Genomic DNA, 15,354 nt, shown 5'->3' with positions numbered 1-15,354 from the left:
CCCCCAGCATGGACATAGCGGCCCGCCTCGCCGGTCGGGGAGATCTCGAAGCGCTCGCCGGTCTTGCTGCAGATGCCGTCGCCGAGCAGGTCGATGCACGTGGCGGCTGGGTCTGGTCGCGCCGGGAAGTGCGTGCTCGCCCGTTCGAGATGAGTCTTGAGGCCGCCTTGAGCGACCCGGATCAGCAGCTCTGGATCGGCACGATCGACGGCACTGCGGTTGGCTATGCCACAGCCGCCATCGAGGTGCTGCAAACCGGTGAGCTCCTCGGTCGGGTGCTCGATTTGTATGTGACTCCGGGCGCGCGGGAGGTAGCGGTCGGCGAGGCACTCATTTCAGAAATCCTCGGCTGGTGCGATCAACACCGTTGCGTCGGCATCGATGCGTTGGCCTTGCCGGGAAACCGAGCCACGAAGAACTTCTTCGAGACCTTCGGGTTCACCGCCCGCCTTCTCGTACTGCACCGAAAGCTGGAAGGTGAACCGCCCGCGAACGCGGGGGAGTGATGGGACTGAGACCGGAGATCTGCGTCGGGGGCATCGCAGTGCGGGGCCGCTCGGTGCTGCTCGTCAAACGAGCCCGTCCGCCCGCAGTCGGGATGTGGGCGTTTCCAGGGGGTCGAGTCGAAGCTGGGGAGCGCCTGCGTACCGCCGTGGAACGAGAGCTGGCAGAAGAAACGGGACTGACGGTGGAGTGCGGTGATCTGGTCGGCGTCACTGAGCACGTCAGCGCAACGAATCACTTCGTGATCCTGGACTACGCCGTTCGCTGCGGTTCTGACGCGATGCCGATTGCCGGTGATGACGCCGCAGCTGCGCGTTTCGTCAGCTTTGACGAGATCGGCGACGGCTTGATCCCGCTCTCAGGCGGGATGCGCGACTTCCTCGACCGCCACGTCATCAGGGGTTGAGTTGTCGTCCGACTCCTTCGGAGCGGCATCGCCCAACGCTGGGGAAGCGTCGTCGCCTGACTCGGGCGAAGCGTCGTCGGCCAACGCTGGGGAAGCGTCGTCGGCCGGCGTTTCGGCAGTGTCCGTCTCGGGTGCAGGATCGTCGGCAGTGTCGGCCTTGGGTCGGTCTGCGTCGGCCTTCTTGGACAGAGCGGCGGCTGACTGCTTCTTGGAGCCGCGGCGTGGCCGGCCACCCCGTCGAGCGGCAGTGGGGTCGATCCCGAGCGCCGTGGCGACTTCGGGCAGCCGGTCTGCGATCCTGCGCACGACTTCGAGCAGCTCGGCCTCGGGTTTGTCCGGAATGTTCGGGAGCACGACGTAGGGCCGAACAGGTGAGTAAGCAACTGCCTCGAGTACCACGGCGATCCGGTGCTGTGAGGCCCCAGAGCCGAGTGCGGCATTGGCCTGGGCCGTGAGTTCCTGTGCGATCTCGGGCGGCAACGGCGCACCGGCCTTGGGCGGACGAGAGCTCAGCCGCAGTGCACGCACGACGCGGCCTTCGGTCAGTGTCAAGCGCAGATCGTCATGCCATTCACGCTGACTGCTTTCGAGCCGATCGTTGAGGCCGTCTCGAATTCGATCTGCGAGTTCGCGAGCCTCAGCGTCTCTGGCGAAGTCCTCCGCGGCGACGAGAACAGAGCGAAGATCTCGCAGGTCGAGCTTTTCGATCTGGCTGATTGCGGCGTCAGCGCGGTCGCGCCACTCGGCAATCTGCAGCGGACCGACGAGGGATTCTGCCAACGAGATCAATCCTTCGGCCGGGACCTCTGGATTCCCTTCGTCCGCAGCTCTTTGATTTTGCGCATCGATTTCGGTACGTACTGCCGCGAGCCCTCCCCGAGCCACTTGTTCGGCTACGACCTGTTGTTCGACAGGCAGGGCGGCGATGAGCGCGTCTCGATGCTTGCGGCCCGGACGCAGTTTGCGGGCTTTTGGACGAGGGGGGCGATCAGGGGTTTCGGGTTTCGGTGCGGAGCGCTCTGATCTCTTGGCGCGATCTGCGGATCGGCTGCGCGGCGCTCGGTTGTCTCCGTCACGCTGGCGGCGTTGCTTTGACGCCTTGCCGCGTTTGGCGGTCGCGACCTCAGGAGCACCGTCACCATCGGAGCGCTCGCCGCGCGGCTTGCGCCGCGAGCGAGGTCCGCGATCGCCGTCACGTCGACCGGTTCGCTCCCCGTCGCGTTTGCGGCCGCCTCGGCGTGCCCCAACGCCGGTTGTCGTGACCGAGCCGCCTCCCCGCTCGGGCGGTCCGAGCAATTCGATCCGCTCGGATTCCGGCTTGCCGCTTCGGGACTTGGGCGGCAGCACCGCAGTGACGGTGATCCCGTCGATCTCGAAGTCGGCATCGACCCGCACGACATCGCCCGCAGCAATGCCCGCCGGCACCAGTTCGCCGTTGAGGGTTCCTTTGGGCTGCTTGGCTCCCGCAGCGCGCCATGTCCACGAGCCGTCGTCGCGTCGACTTGTCAGTTCGACCTCGATGCGTCGGCTCATCGTCGCTCCGCACGTCGGGCATCCTGCGCTGTGCGCAGCGGGTGCACGGGCTGTGGTGATGGCACGGCCAGCGTGCCGACGACGCAGCGTTGCGTGGGGGCAGCGAATCCCGCCGCAGGCCTCACCGACACGTGCCGGAGGGTAGTCCTTGCTGGCTCGTCAACGGCAATGAGAGCGAGGGGCGGGCCTCGACTGAGCCGATCCAGCGCAATTGACTCAGCGCAGACGCGCAGGGGTCGTACCCTCGCAAGTGCCGGCCGAAATGGTCCTCTGACAAATCAGATCACCTCGGCCGCGATGTTGCGCGCTCGCCGCGCGAGAACACCCAAGTCGCTGCAAGGCCAGCCACAGAAAGGAATCGGTGCTGATGGCCGGTCCGACTGCTCCAACGTCAATCGCCAGCGAGATCCACGAGGTGGATGTCGCTGATGAGATGCGCGACTCATTCATGCCCTATGCGCTCTCGGTCACCACAGCCCGCGCGATTCCGGACGTCCGCGACGGTCTCAAGCCCGTGCAGCGCCGGATCCTGTACGTCATGGACGACCTGGGCTTGCGCCCCGGCACGCCGTTTCGCAAGTCCGCCGGCGTGGTGGGGGAGGTGATGGGCAAGTACCACCCTCACGGCGACGGCGCGATCTACGAGGCAATGGTCCGCATGGGCCAGGCCTTCGCGATGTCCGCTCCGCTGGTGGAGCCCAAAGGGAATTTCGGCAGCCTCGACGACCCGCCTGCTGCGTACCGCTACACCGAGGCCCGCCTGAGCGCCCTGGCAATGACGATGGTTGCCGGCATCGATGAGGGCACGGTGGACCTCGTGTCGAACTTTGACGGCGAGCGCACCGAACCTGCGTGCTTGCCGGCGCTGCTGCCGAATCTGCTCGTGAACGGCGCCAGCGGCATCGCCGTGGGCATGGCCACCAATATGGCGCCGCACAACTTGGCCGAAGTGGCGTCGGCGATCAAGCTGGTCCTGCGCCAACGCCGGCCCAAGCCCACAACCGCAGAGCTGATGAGCCTGGTGCGGGGACCGGACTTCCCCTCGGGCGGCACTGTCATCGTCGACGACGGCCTCGCCGAGGCGTACGAGTCGGGCCGGGGCACGATCCGGATCCGGGCAAAAGCCCACATCGAACCGATCACGTCGAGGCGGGACGGCATCGTGGTGACCGAGTTGCCCTACATGGTGGGTCCCGAACGTGTGCAGGCCAAGATCCGCGAATTGGCCGCAGGCGGCCGGATCGAGGGCGTCGCAGCGGTGAACGACCTCTCTGACCGCAACCACGGGCTTCGCCTCGTCATCGAATGCAGGCCTGGTGTCAACGCCCAGGGTGTGCTCTCGCAGCTCTGGGGGCTGACGCCGCTCGAGGACACTTTCGGCATCAACAACGTGGCACTGGTGGGCGGCGTGCCTCGCCAGCTCGGGCTGAGGGCGTTGTGCGAGCACTACATCGAGCACCGTCTCGATGTCATCATCCGCCGGACGCAGCACCGGCTGGACCGGGCGCTCGAGCGCGAGCACATCGTGGCTGGTCTGCTCATCGCGCTCGACAACATCGACACGGTCATCGCCATCATCCGCTCTGCTTCCGATGTCGCTGCAGCACGGACTGAGTTGATGGCCCGTCTCGACCTGACCGAGATCCAGGCCAATCACATCCTCGACATGCAGCTGCGGCGGCTGACCGCGCTCGAGACCCAGCGCCTGCGGGACGAATTGGGGGAGTTGCGCGATGCCATTGCCCAGTACCGCAGGATTCTCAAATCAGACGCACGACGCCGGACGATTGTCGAGCGCGAGCTGGACGAGCTGGTGGAGGAGTTCGCGGTCCCGCGTCGCACAGAGATCCGGCATCGTGACGACCTCGTTGAGTTCGTGCCGCCATCCCCTCACGCCGATGCCGCAGGCTCGCTCGAATTCGACGGAGAGCGCGAAACGGCCGAGCGAACGAGCGTGATCACGCTCTCGACATCGGGCCTGCTTGGTCGGCGCCATTCCGAGGACCCGCTCAGCGCCAAGCCCGGTCGCCACGACGTCTTGGTGGCCACCGCGGCGGCTTCAGATCTCGATGCGGTGCACCTCATCACCGACCGTGGTCGTGTGCTTCGCACGGAGGTGCGAGCGGTGCCTGAGATGCTGCGCGGCAGCAGGGGAGCGCCCGTTCGCGAGATGTTCTCGTTGGCGCGTGGCGAGCAACCCGTCGCACTGTTCGGCGACGTCAGCGGACCGATCGCGATCATCACCCGAGGGGGCATCGCCAAACGCCTCGATGCGGCTGTGCTCGGCTCGATTCGCAGTGGAAACACGGTGATCTCGCTGAACGAGGGGGACCGCGTCGTGGCTGGCTTCGGGGCACCGGACGGAGGGGAAGTCGCGATGGTGGCCTCGACGGGCCACGTGCTTCGATTCGCCGCCGATTCTGTGACGGTGAGAGGGCCGAACGCTGCCGGGGTCACGGGCATGAAGCTGCGGCCGGGGGCCACGGTGCTGGCGGCTGCGCCGATCGCCTTTGGCACGCTGGTGGCGGAGGTGACCGATGAGGGGGCACTGAAAGTCACGGAGATGTCCGACATCCCGTCCCGCGGCCGAGGTACCTCAGGCTCGCCGACGGTTCGATTGTCAGGGTTCGAGACACAAGTGGCCTACGCGTGGGTGGGCGTGAACCGGCAAGTCGCGGCGATCACGGCACCCCATGGCGACATTTCGTCGCCCGATCCGACGCCAGTGCGGCCGCAATTGGAGTCGACCCGGCGCAACGGTGCAGCCCGAGGGGCGCAGACCCGGATCGTGACGTTGGGGGAGTACCGATTCTGATGGCCGCGGCCCCCACACCGGTTGGCACAGATTCCCGCGCGGCGACGGAAGGAACACCTCGCAAGATGGCAGACGAAGCTGATCGCGATGCCAGGTCCGAGCCCCCCGCACGCGCTGCCGATTCGAGTGCGGCGGCTGTCTACGACGCCGGCGCCATCGAGGTGCTTGAAGGGCTCGAAGCGGTGCGCAAGCGGCCGGGGATGTACATCGGCAGCACCGGCTCGACAGGTCTCGTGCACCTTCTGTGGGAGATCATCGACAATGCCGTCGACGAGGCTGCTGCTGGCCATGGTCGCAGCATCGAGATCACTCTGCACGATGATGGCTCCTATGAGGTCGTCGACCGGGGTCGAGGGATCCCCGTCGGCGTCAAGCACGACAACATCACCGCTCTCGAAGTGGTGTTCACCGAGTTGCACGCCGGGGGGAAGTTCGGCACTGGGGCGTATGGGTCTTCGGGAGGTCTGCACGGTGTCGGAGCATCGGTCGTGAACGCACTGTCGAGCCACCTCGTTGTCGATGTGAACCGCAAGGGCGTCACCCACCGCCTGGAATTCAAGGATCGAATTGCCGGACACACCGACAGCGCCGGCCGCTTCCGCGCCGGGCACAAGCTCAAGCGGGTCGGACGGGTGTCGGCGGGACGCACGGGCACTCGCGTGCGGTTCTGGCCCGACACCGGGATCTTCGACCCGTCGGCTGTCGTGGATTTCGACGAGGTGCGCGAGCGCATCGAACAGGTGTGCTTCCTGGTGCCCAAGGTCAAGATCACCCTGGCCGACCGCCGGGCGGATCCGCCGGTCGTCGAGCAGGTTGTCTCAGCGGGCGGCTTGGCAGACTTCGTCGACAAGCTGTGCGGCCATGACGCACCGGTGACCGGGCTCATCCGCCTGACCGGCTCGGAGGAATTCACCGAGCGGGTGCCCGTGGACGGCGAGCTCACCGACGTCACGCGCCAGTGCGATGTCGAGGTGGCACTGCGCTGGACGCAGGCCTACGACAGCCGCATTGTCGGGTTCGTGAACACGATCCCGACACCCGAGGGCGGCACGCACATCGCGGGATTCGAACGAGCACTCACGACAGCGGTGAACGCAGCGCTGGCCGAGGCCGACCCGCGCAAGCTGCGGCGCCTGCGCGACGATGCCCGTGCACAGCGAGAGGATGCGCAAGAAGGGCTTGTCGCCGTAGTGCGGGCCACTCTTCCCGAACCGCAGTTCCGGGGCCAGACCAAGCGCGAGCTGGGGACTCCACAGGTGCAGCGGATCGTGGCCAATGTGGTGCGCGAAGGATTGCGTGCGTGGTTCGACGGCAGCGCGGCGGGCTCGAAGAAGGTCCATGTGCGAGCGCTGATCGACAAGTTCGCCAATGCGGTCGTGAACCGTGTGGAGTCGCGTCGAGCCCTCGATCAGAAGCGCAAGGCGGCGTCACTCGGCAATAACGGACTCCCGGACAAGCTGGCTGACTGCCGGCTGCATCCGGCCGGCGAGTTGCTGATCGTGGAAGGCGATTCCGCCGCCGGCCCGGCAAAGCGGTCACGCGACAGCGCATGGCAAGCGGTGCTGCCGTTGCGAGGCAAGGTCGTCAATGCCAGCAAGGGAACTCTGAAGGCGGTTCTGGACAACGCAGAGGCCACGGCGCTGTTCACGGCACTCGGTGCGGGTTCAGGTGCTGCCTTCGACCTCGATGCATGCCGCTACGAACGTCTCATCCTGCTCGCCGACGCCGATGTGGACGGCAGCCACATTCGGTGCCTTGTCCTGACGCTCATCTACCACTACATGCGGCCATTGCTGGCCGCCGGGCGGGTGTACGCAGCGCAGCCGCCGACGCATGCGTTCAGCATCGGCACGCAGAAGAAGTTCGTGTACTCAGAGGCCGAGCGGGCAGCGTTCGTCGATGAGCTTGATGCAGCAAACCGGAGGTACCGGCTCACACGGTTCAAGGGTCTCGGCGAGATGGACGACGACGAGCTGTTCGAGACGACGCTCAATCCGCAGACCAGGGTCCTGCGCAAGATCAGCCTTGGAGAAGCCCACAGCGCTCAGGCACGCGCAGACGACGCCTTCACCGTCATGATGGGCGCCGACGTCGCACCTCGACGAGATTTCATCATCGAGCACAGCCAAAACTACGGCCAATCCCTCGACATCTGAACCTCAGCTGGGCACGACAACAGTCCAGTTCGGGTGCGACTGTCGATGGCGGTGACGCAGGTCTTCTTCGCCTTGGGGGCGACAGTACCTGCCATGGTGTCGTTACAAGACGCCGATAATAGACATTATGTAAAGTTAATGTCTTCCGGGGCCACGGCGGCTCCCGTGAGGAAGTCCCCCGGTCGACCGCAGGTGTACGAGAGCTCTCCGAAGGTGTCGTCAGTGAGCATGCGGCAGCTAGTGCGCTGTCTGTTGAGCCTTGGGAGCAACAGCTGCGGCTTGGCACGCAGGCGTAGCTCGGCTGGTGTCGTCGAAACACCACGGTTGCCATCCTGCGACGCGCCAGATCTCATACGCGGTCTCGAGGTTTGTCGCAGGGTTGAGCCAGGCATCGCAGGGTGACGACGGTCGGCGGCCGGTGACGATGGCTTCCTCTTTGGCGTGGAAGCACCATTGCGCGGTGGGTGTGGCATCAGTGGCGCCATCGCACTGGAGATCGGGCGGGTCGATTCCATCGGGCAGGTGTCTGACACGAGAAAGTCCATCGATGCCTTTTCCGGCCCAACAGGTTGCGTTGAGTTGAAGCAGCCCCCAGTCGTTGGTCGGTGAGACGGCGCGTTCATTGCAGAACGATTCCCGCCAGATCAAAGCGAGGACGACATCGGGATCCCAGTCCCCGGTGTCGGCCACCAAGGGTCGGTAGCGATCGCATTCGATGGGAACGCCTGGAGCCACGGTGCGGCGAAACTGGTCTCCGGGTTCAACAACGACGTGGGCGGTGGCGATCGGCGACGGGTGCAGATTTGGGTGCTCTCCAACCGCATCTCCCTGAACTCCGATTCGGCGGGGAAGCTCGGGCCCGGAGCTGTCGAAGAGGACCGGAGGCTGAGTCAAGGCACTGCTGGTGGCCTTGACGGAATCAGCCCTGGGTTGGAACGTCGGCTGTTGGGTGTAGCGATGTGCTGCGGGGGAACGCTCGGCTCGGGTGGTGGCGCCAAGGCTCAGAGCCAGCAATACAACGAGGACGACCAAGGCGACCGCTGAGGTCACCAAGGAATTGGCCGGAACGTGTCTCCTTTGGCCAGTACCCCGCATGCACCACTCCGCTGTTGCCAAACGGGTCGGAGGCTATGGGGCGCAGGTGACAACTGGTTGTCATTGCTCCGGCGAGCACCCCAGTGCGCGAGTACCTTGAATATGCGGCTTTGGCGCGTTATTTGCGCGCCTGTGGCCAGTTCGGATGATGCGGGGGCGCGCAATGAGCAGCGAGTACGACATTCACATCAAGGGCGGCACGATCGTCGATGGCACGCGAGTGCCGCGCTACAAGGGCGACGTCTGGATCTCCGACGGCAAAGTGGCCCAGCTCGGCGGTCGTCCCCGAGGCACTGCGGGGCGGGTGATCGACGCCACGGGGAAGATCGTCGCCCCCGGTTTCGTTGACCTTCACACCCACTACGACGCCCAGATTCGCTGGGATCCGTGGTGCACGATCTCGGGCTATCACGGCGTGACGTCGGTAGTGCTGGGCAACTGCGGTTTTGGATTCGCGCCGGTGAAGCCGGAATTCCGCGACCGCTCCATGCTGACCATGACACGCACCGAGGCGATCCCGTATGAGTCCATGCGGCTGGGCATGAACTGGGACTGGGAGACCATCCCGGAATACCTGGATTCGCTCGAGCGGGCCCCCAAGGGCGTCAACGTCATCCAGTACATGCCCACGGCCTCGCTCATGACCTACGTGATGGGACTCGAGAAGGCCAAGGCCGGCGAGCCGGCATCGACCGCAGAGCGCAAGGAGATGGCGCGCCTGTTGCACGAGGGCATGGATGCCGGGCTGTGCGGCTTCTCCATCCAGCGACTCGGTCCCGACAGCGTGCAGGCCGACTACGACGGCTCCCCCATGGTCACCGACATCATGTGCGACGAGGACATCTTGAACCTGGCGCGTGTGCTGGCGGAACGGGACGAGGGCTTCATCCAGATCACCCAGGGCACCGGCGACATTCGGGCCGACATCAAGTTCCTCGAGGTACTTGCAGCGACAGCCCAGCGGCCGATCCTGCACAACGTGGTGGTGCCTGCCCGCAAGGACCCTGAAGTGCACCGCCGTCCGTTGCGTTGGATCGACAAATGCTGGTCTGCCGAGCTGCCGATCTACGCGCAGTGCGGGACCGGTCGCGCAGGCTTTGCCTTCACGCTCGAGCACTGGAACCTCTACGACGCCTCCCCCGCTTGGCGTACGGTCACCACGGGCACCAAGGAGGACAAGATCGCCAAGATGTCCGATCCCGAGCTGCGCGCCGCACTCGTGGCTGAGGCCGCCGAGGCAGACCGCCGCCTGCAGGTCATCCAGGCCGGTGTGGGCGGCAATCCGAAGGGTCTCGTCGTACAAGGCGTGAACCGCCAAGCTGACATGCAGCAGTACGTGGGCCGCTCTGTCGGCGACCTCGCCGAAGAACAGGGCAAGCACCCCATCGAGGTCATGCTGGACCTGTCGCTCCAGGGCGATCTCAACGTGGAGTTCCTCGGCCCTGACAAGGGCTCAAATGCCGAGTTCATGGGCGAGATGATGCAATCGCCGTACGCCATCCCCGGCGTATCAGACGGTGGCGCGCACACCAAGTTCTTCAGCGGCGGCTCCTACACCACCGACTTCCTGGCGTGGCTGGTGCGTGACGAGGGCACTGTGACGCTCGAAGAGGCCCACTACCGGCTTTCGGCGCTCGCAGCGCACGCGGCAGGTTTCAAGGACCGTGGAACGCTGCGAGAGGGCGCTGCGGCAGATGTCGTGGTCTACGACATGGAAGAGCTCGAGATCGACCCGCCCTGGATCGGCAACGTCGAGCACGACCTGCCGGGCGGCGAATGGCGCCGTATCCAGCGGGCCAAGGGATACGACCAGATCATCGTCAACGGCGAGGTCACGTTCACCTCCGGCGATTGCACCGGCGCCACCCCTGGCCAGCTGCTGCGCCACGGCCGCGGTTAAAGGGAAGCCTCATGAGCACAATCAATGCAGACAACTACACCGGCCCCACCGAAGTGGATTTCCATTTCGATGTGATGTGCCCGTGGGCGTACCAGACGTCGTTGTGGATGCGAGACGTCCGTGACCGGCTGGGGTTGCAGGTGAACTGGAAGTTCTTCAGCCTCGAAGAGGTGAACTTGCGCGAGGGCAAGAAGCACCCGTGGGAGCGCGACTGGAGCTACGGCTGGTCGATGATGCGCATCGGAGCGATCCTCCGGCGCGATTCCATGGATCTGCTCGACAAGTGGTACGCCACGTCGGGGCGGGCCCTGCACGTCGACGGCAACCGCCCCCACAACCCTGACGTCGCCCGTCACTTGCTTGAGCAGATTGGCGCCGATCCCGACATCGTGGATGTCTCGATCTCCGACGAGACAACCCATGACGAGATCAAGGCGGAGCACCAGCGTGTCGTCGATTCCGGCGGATTCGGTGTGCCGACGCTGTTCTTCGATGACCAGGCCATCTTCGGACCGGTGCTGCTCGAGCCGCCTACTGGCGACGCCGCGCTGCGAATGTGGGACCTCGTCGTGGGCTGGCTGGAGTTCCCGCGCCTCTACGAGGTACAGCGACCCAAGATGGAAGATGACGAGCGCGCCATCTACGAGACGTTCAAGCCGTACCTCGAAGCGCGCGACTGGGTCAGCATCAATCGCGGCAAGGAAGTCGGTTTCGAGTCCCAGGCCGCCGACTGAGCCGCACTGCGGGCCACTACTACGGGCCATTGGGCACGCGCGGCGTGCCCCACCACGACGGTCAGGACGCCGTGCGCCCCTCGCCGTCGGGAGCGAGCAGCCCACCCGCTGCGGCGAGGGCACCCGCCATGGCTACGGCGCGCTTATAGACGGCTTCGAAATAGTGCTCCGCAACCGTCTCGCGTCCTGCGAGCGGCGGTTTGCCGAGCGAGCGCACCGTTGAGGTCGGGTCGGTCGTGATCGAGATGCGGCGCGCCTCGGTACCGATATCGGCGTGCGGAACCGCAGCGTCTTCGGCGCTGGCCGTCGTCGCCGCCGAACTGGCGGCAGCATCAGCGTGTTCCGGCGAAATCGCAGCTCTGGTTGAGCCATGCCAGAAGGCTGCGCTCGCCTCAGCAGCCTGCCGCTGCTGGACTTCGGCACCGTCAAGGCGCCGGGTGCGCGAGGTCTTGCGGCGGCGACGGCTGCTCATGACCCACCTGCAACTAAAGCACCGGCGGGCACCATCTCGGCGATCTCCGGCGTGTCGGCATCGATTCCGTCGAAGTCGTCGGCGAGCAGAGCATCGGCATCGATGCCCAGGGCGTGCCGGAGTTGCTCAGAGTCGAGATCGCCGATGGAGCTGGACTTCGGCAGCACCATGTCGGCAATGCGCCGTTTGCCAGCCACAACCTCTTCCACCCGTTCGTCGACGGTGCCTGGACAGACCAGGCGGTGGCAGATGACTGTGCGCGTCTGGCCGATGCGCCACGCCCGGTCGCGGGCCTGATCCTCCACCGCAGGGTTCCACCAGCGGTCGTAGAGCACCACATGGCTCGCTGCGGTCAGGTTCAGTCCCGTGCCGCCTGCTTTCAGCGACAGCACCATCGCCCCAGGTCCGTCCTCGGTCTGGAAGCGGTGCACCATGCGGTCGCGGGCTGTGCGACCCAGACCGCCGTGATAGCAGTCAATCTGCAGTCCGGTCCGTCGCGTCAGGTGGGTCGCCAGGCGTTCGCCCCAGGTGGCGAAGTGCGTGAATACCAGCGCCCGCTCCCCCGCCGCGAAGACTGCCTCGAGAATCTCCTGCAAGCGGTCGAGTTTGCCGCTGCGTCCGGCGATCTGGCTGTTGATGTCGTCGGGGCGGTAGTTGAGCGGGTGGTTGCAGATCTGCTTGAGCGCGGTGATGGCCGCCAAGACGGCCCCCTTGCGCCTTTCGCCTGCCTGCTCGCTCGCCGCGGTGTCGACGATCAGCTGGTCCAAGACTGCCTGGTACAAGCCGATCTGTTCGGGTGTCATGGCACAGTGCGCGAGCTCGTCGATTCGGTCGGGCAGCTCAGCGGCGATCTGGGGCTCCACCTTCGTGCGGCGGAACACCAGCACGCCATTGAGTGCATGCAGGGCTGATTCGGCAGCTCCTCGAGCGTCACCGGGCTGCTGCAGCTGAGCGATGAACGGCGTCCTTGAGCCCACCAAGCCCGGATTGCAGAAGTCCATGATCGCCCACAGGTCGCCGAGCCCGTTCTCGATCGGGGTGCCGGTCAACGCCACACGGATGCGAGCAGACAACCGCCGAAGCTGCTTGGCAGTCTCGCTGGTGTGGTTCTTGATGACCTGTGCCTCGTCGACCACGATGCGGTCCCACGTCACCTCTTCGAGTGCGTCCATGTCGCGCACTGCGGTGCCGTACGTCGTGATCACCACATCGATCTGTTCGCTGCGGTTACGCAGAGCGCGTACCAGCTCTGCGGGTTCGCGCCGAGCCGGACCGTGGTGGATGATCGCTGACAGCCCAGGTGTGAAACGTGCTGTCTCAGCCGCCCAATTGCCGACGACCGCCGGTGGCGCGATGACGAGTGCCGGCGCTTGACGCTGGTCTGCCGCGATGCGAGCGAGCATTGTTGGGGTCTTGCCCAGACCCATGTCCAGCGCGAGACAACCCCCAAGACCAGCCCCGTCGAGAAACTCCAGCCACGCGACCGCTTCGGCTTGATAGTGGCGCAGCTCGCCGACGAAACCTTCGGGGCTGGTCCGCGGCGCAGCGGAGATCTCAGCTGCGGAGCGCAGCAGGTCAGCCGCCCAGCCGCCTCCTGAGATGGTGACGCCGCCACGTACCGTCGGGCCCTCGAGGCCCAGTACCTGGCGCAGCATCTGCGAACCGGTGAGTGCGGTGACGTCTGCTCGTTCGGCAAGCGCAGCAGCCGCTTCGGCCAGGTCGGCATGATCGAGCGCGATCCATTTGCCCCGGTCTCGTACGAGTGGTCGTGCTTGTGAGGCCAGCTCGTGAATCTGATCCGCTGTGAGCTCCACATCTCCAAAAACAGCGGTCCAGCTCACTGCGGTGAGCTGCTGCGCGCCCAGAGCGCTGTCAGTGGCCTCGGTGGCGGTGAGACGCAGCGACGGAGCCGGACGCTCACGCGAGAGGTTCGGGACTTCCACCTTGAAGCCCGCGGACTGCAGCGCCGGGCCGGTGAGAGACATCAGTTCCCACGCCTCGTCCTGGCTGAGCACGACCTCCCCGCGTCGCTTGCCGCCAGGGCGCATCAACACCGGCAGCAGCCGTTCGAGGCGGGCGAGCTGGTCGCGTACTTCGGTGCGATGCGAGCTGACGCCGCTCACCATCGCCACCTCGACGGGCTCGGCCGTGCCCTCGGGGCTGAGGGCCAGCACTTGCATATGCCAGGCTCCGGCGTCATCAGGCTCGTCGAGCCGCACCACGAGCGACTGGCGCGCGGCGGCGGTCACCGGCCTGGCCCACAGCTCGATACGCCGGGCAAGATCCGAGCCTTGACTAGCTGAACCGACGAAGCGAGTGCCATCCAGGTAGGCCAAGAAGGCCTCTGCCATCTCCGCCCGGCTGCGGGGCTCCGGAGATGCTGCTGGAACGTCAAGGCGCTTTGCGGCGCTCGTCACGATGGCGTCCACCATGCCGGCCAGGGCCGATTGCACCGTCGTGCGCGGCTCTGCTTTCGGTTCGGGAGCCGAGACTGCACCCGGCAAGCGGTCGATGAGCGCTGCCAACCGGTCGGCTTCGGCCGAAGCCGGCTGCCACTGAACCGAGAATTCCGCCGTGTCGGGCCGCTTGCGATTGCGACGCTTTCGAACCCGGTGCAGCCGCGGCACCGTTCGTCCCCCCGCCACCAGTTCCACCGCCATGCGGGCAGTGGTCCGCATCCACAGCGCACTGGCACTGAGGAGGCGATCGTCGTTGGGGTCGCCGACGGTTCTGTCGAGATGCTCATTGCCGTGCAGGGATTCGTCGTCGTTCCCCAGACCGTTCTCGGAGATGACGGCAGAGGAAGTCTCGGCCGCTTCCGGAGATGCCGCCCCAGGACTGGTGACGGGTCCGTCGAGACCGACCAGCCAGCCCAGGACGTCGCTGACATCGGCCACGACTGCCTCGGCGCTGGTGCCCTCGGGCAGCTTGATATTCGGATGCGGGCGCCAAACGCTGTCCGGCGCGCCTGTAGCGACGAGACGGTCCATGACTCGCTCTGTGGCGTCGGGTTCGGTGCCAGCCCCCGAAGCCCACGCCACGATCCGCCCGGGCTGCCACGACAGCTGCAGCGCCGCTGGCTCCCGCAGTGGTCCCGCAGCGGCACCGGGGGCATCGTCGCTGGCCGTGCCGGAGGGGGTGTCATCGGGTGCATGCGTGGCGTCGAGACCTGTCAGGCGTTCGTAGGCGGCGGCAAGCTCACTGAAGTCGGCCTCGAAATCTCGTACCACCTGCCGCCGAATCGGACGCGGCAGACGGCGTGCCCCCGACAGGGAGGTCTCCGTTTGATCGAGCAGGTCCAGCAGGACCCGTTCCCAGCGCTGCGGATCGGTCTCGAGCGTGGCGACCTCTGCCAGCCCGGCGGTGCCATGCGCCTCTGCCCACACAAGACGAGCGATCTGCTCCCAGCGCATCGACGCCAAGGCAGAGACCGTCGCGCCATTGCGGAGTTCTGCGGCTGCCGCCACGGTGACGCCACCGTTGCTGACAGCAGCTGTGGCGCGTGTGAGGACCGCAGGCGCCGCCGCGCCATGGTTCGGAACCAGTGTCTGTGAGTCTTCGTCGCTCATTGCGTCATGAGGGGTACCAACAGGTGCACTACGCCGCCCGTCCGGACTGCGCTGCGCGCTTGGTCCGAGCTGTCGATGCAGGACCCGCTGCGGGCACAGTCACCGTGGTCGGCACTGTGGCCCCGGTCCGCTGCCGAGACTGCACGATTGATGTGCAGTCGTGGCTAGGC

The 15,354-nt window shown here is 66.0% G+C and carries 11 protein-coding genes; 7 read left to right on the top strand and 4 right to left on the bottom strand.

From position 1 onward, the window contains the following. Positions 1-8: 8 nt before the first annotated feature. Positions 9-506: a GNAT family N-acetyltransferase gene (locus ACOQPH_RS06195; protein ID WP_420623849.1), complete on the top strand. Its 498-nt coding sequence runs from the start codon at positions 9-11 to the stop codon at positions 504-506. Next, a complete protein-coding gene (locus ACOQPH_RS06190; protein WP_420623848.1) occupies positions 506-910 on the top strand; it encodes an NUDIX hydrolase in 405 nt (134 codons plus the stop codon). The genes ACOQPH_RS06195 and ACOQPH_RS06190 overlap by 1 nt, the downstream gene beginning before the upstream one ends. Here ACOQPH_RS06190 and ACOQPH_RS06185 read toward each other — a convergent pair. Then, on the bottom strand, positions 863-2,443 hold the full coding sequence (locus ACOQPH_RS06185) for a hypothetical protein (protein WP_420623847.1): 1,581 nt from the start codon (positions 2,441-2,443) through the stop codon (positions 863-865). The genes ACOQPH_RS06190 and ACOQPH_RS06185 overlap by 48 nt on opposite strands. Before the next feature lie 367 nt (positions 2,444-2,810). Between ACOQPH_RS06185 and ACOQPH_RS06180 the strand changes: the two genes are divergently transcribed. Further along, a complete protein-coding gene (locus tag ACOQPH_RS06180; RefSeq protein ID WP_420623846.1) occupies positions 2,811-5,258 on the top strand; it encodes a DNA gyrase/topoisomerase IV subunit A in 2,448 nt (815 codons plus the stop codon). 65 nt (positions 5,259-5,323) lie between these two features. After that, on the top strand, positions 5,324-7,414 hold the full coding sequence (locus ACOQPH_RS06175; RefSeq protein ID WP_420623845.1) for a DNA gyrase/topoisomerase IV subunit B: 2,091 nt from the start codon (positions 5,324-5,326) through the stop codon (positions 7,412-7,414). A 237-nt stretch (positions 7,415-7,651) separates the two neighbouring features. Here the strand turns inward: ACOQPH_RS06175 and ACOQPH_RS06170 are convergent, their stop codons facing one another. After that, complete coding sequence (locus ACOQPH_RS06170; RefSeq protein ID WP_420623844.1) at positions 7,652-8,104, bottom strand: transglycosylase SLT domain-containing protein; 453 nt, start codon at positions 8,102-8,104, stop codon at positions 7,652-7,654. Positions 8,105-8,209: 105 nt separating this feature from the next. Between ACOQPH_RS06170 and ACOQPH_RS06165 the strand changes: the two genes are divergently transcribed. The 3 genes from ACOQPH_RS06165 to ACOQPH_RS06155 all read left to right on the top strand — a co-directional run bounded on the left by ACOQPH_RS06165 (position 8,210) and on the right by ACOQPH_RS06155 (position 11,143). Then, the gene (locus ACOQPH_RS06165) at positions 8,210-8,458 is read left to right on the top strand and encodes a hypothetical protein (RefSeq protein WP_420623843.1); all 249 of its coding nucleotides are present in this window, start codon (positions 8,210-8,212) and stop codon (positions 8,456-8,458) included. A gap of 214 nt (positions 8,459-8,672) precedes the next feature. Beyond that, on the top strand, positions 8,673-10,409 hold the full coding sequence (locus tag ACOQPH_RS06160) for an N-acyl-D-amino-acid deacylase family protein (RefSeq protein WP_420623842.1): 1,737 nt from the start codon (positions 8,673-8,675) through the stop codon (positions 10,407-10,409). 11 nt (positions 10,410-10,420) lie between these two features. Further along, positions 10,421-11,143 carry a DsbA family protein gene (locus ACOQPH_RS06155; RefSeq protein WP_420623841.1) on the top strand — a complete coding sequence of 241 codons (723 nt, stop codon included), beginning with the start codon at positions 10,421-10,423 and terminating at the stop codon, positions 11,141-11,143. A 61-nt stretch (positions 11,144-11,204) separates the two neighbouring features. Here the strand turns inward: ACOQPH_RS06155 and ACOQPH_RS06150 are convergent, their stop codons facing one another. Together ACOQPH_RS06150 and ACOQPH_RS06145 are read right to left on the bottom strand one after the other, a co-directional pair. After that, a complete protein-coding gene (locus ACOQPH_RS06150) occupies positions 11,205-11,615 on the bottom strand; it encodes a hypothetical protein (RefSeq protein ID WP_420623840.1) in 411 nt (136 codons plus the stop codon). After that, complete coding sequence (locus ACOQPH_RS06145; protein WP_420623839.1) at positions 11,612-15,184, bottom strand: SNF2-related protein; 3,573 nt, start codon at positions 15,182-15,184, stop codon at positions 11,612-11,614. Before ACOQPH_RS06145 ends, ACOQPH_RS06150 begins: the two co-directional genes overlap by 4 nt. Positions 15,185-15,354: the final 170 nt, after the last annotated feature.

Origin of the sequence: Candidatus Poriferisodalis sp., from assembly GCF_965221945.1 — a bacterium.
Taxonomy (GTDB): Bacteria; Actinomycetota; Acidimicrobiia; order Acidimicrobiales; family Poriferisodalaceae; genus Poriferisodalis.
The sequence above is the reverse complement of the archived record's forward strand: the minus strand, read 5'-3'. Positions and strand labels throughout refer to the sequence as shown.

Coding starts and splice junctions, on each gene's coding strand:
- ACOQPH_RS06180 (WP_420623846.1), top strand. CDS start 2,811: ATGGCCGGTCCGACTGCTCCAACGTCAATCGCCAGCGAGATCCACGAG.
- ACOQPH_RS06155 (WP_420623841.1), top strand. CDS start 10,421: ATGAGCACAATCAATGCAGACAACTACACCGGCCCCACCGAAGTGGAT.
- ACOQPH_RS06195 (WP_420623849.1), top strand. CDS start 9: ATGGACATAGCGGCCCGCCTCGCCGGTCGGGGAGATCTCGAAGCGCTC.
- ACOQPH_RS06145 (WP_420623839.1), bottom strand. CDS start 15,184: ATGAGCGACGAAGACTCACAGACACTGGTTCCGAACCATGGCGCGGCG.
- ACOQPH_RS06160 (WP_420623842.1), top strand. CDS start 8,673: ATGAGCAGCGAGTACGACATTCACATCAAGGGCGGCACGATCGTCGAT.
- ACOQPH_RS06185 (WP_420623847.1), bottom strand. CDS start 2,443: ATGAGCCGACGCATCGAGGTCGAACTGACAAGTCGACGCGACGACGGC.
- ACOQPH_RS06190 (WP_420623848.1), top strand. CDS start 506: ATGGGACTGAGACCGGAGATCTGCGTCGGGGGCATCGCAGTGCGGGGC.
- ACOQPH_RS06150 (WP_420623840.1), bottom strand. CDS start 11,615: ATGAGCAGCCGTCGCCGCCGCAAGACCTCGCGCACCCGGCGCCTTGAC.
- ACOQPH_RS06175 (WP_420623845.1), top strand. CDS start 5,324: ATGGCAGACGAAGCTGATCGCGATGCCAGGTCCGAGCCCCCCGCACGC.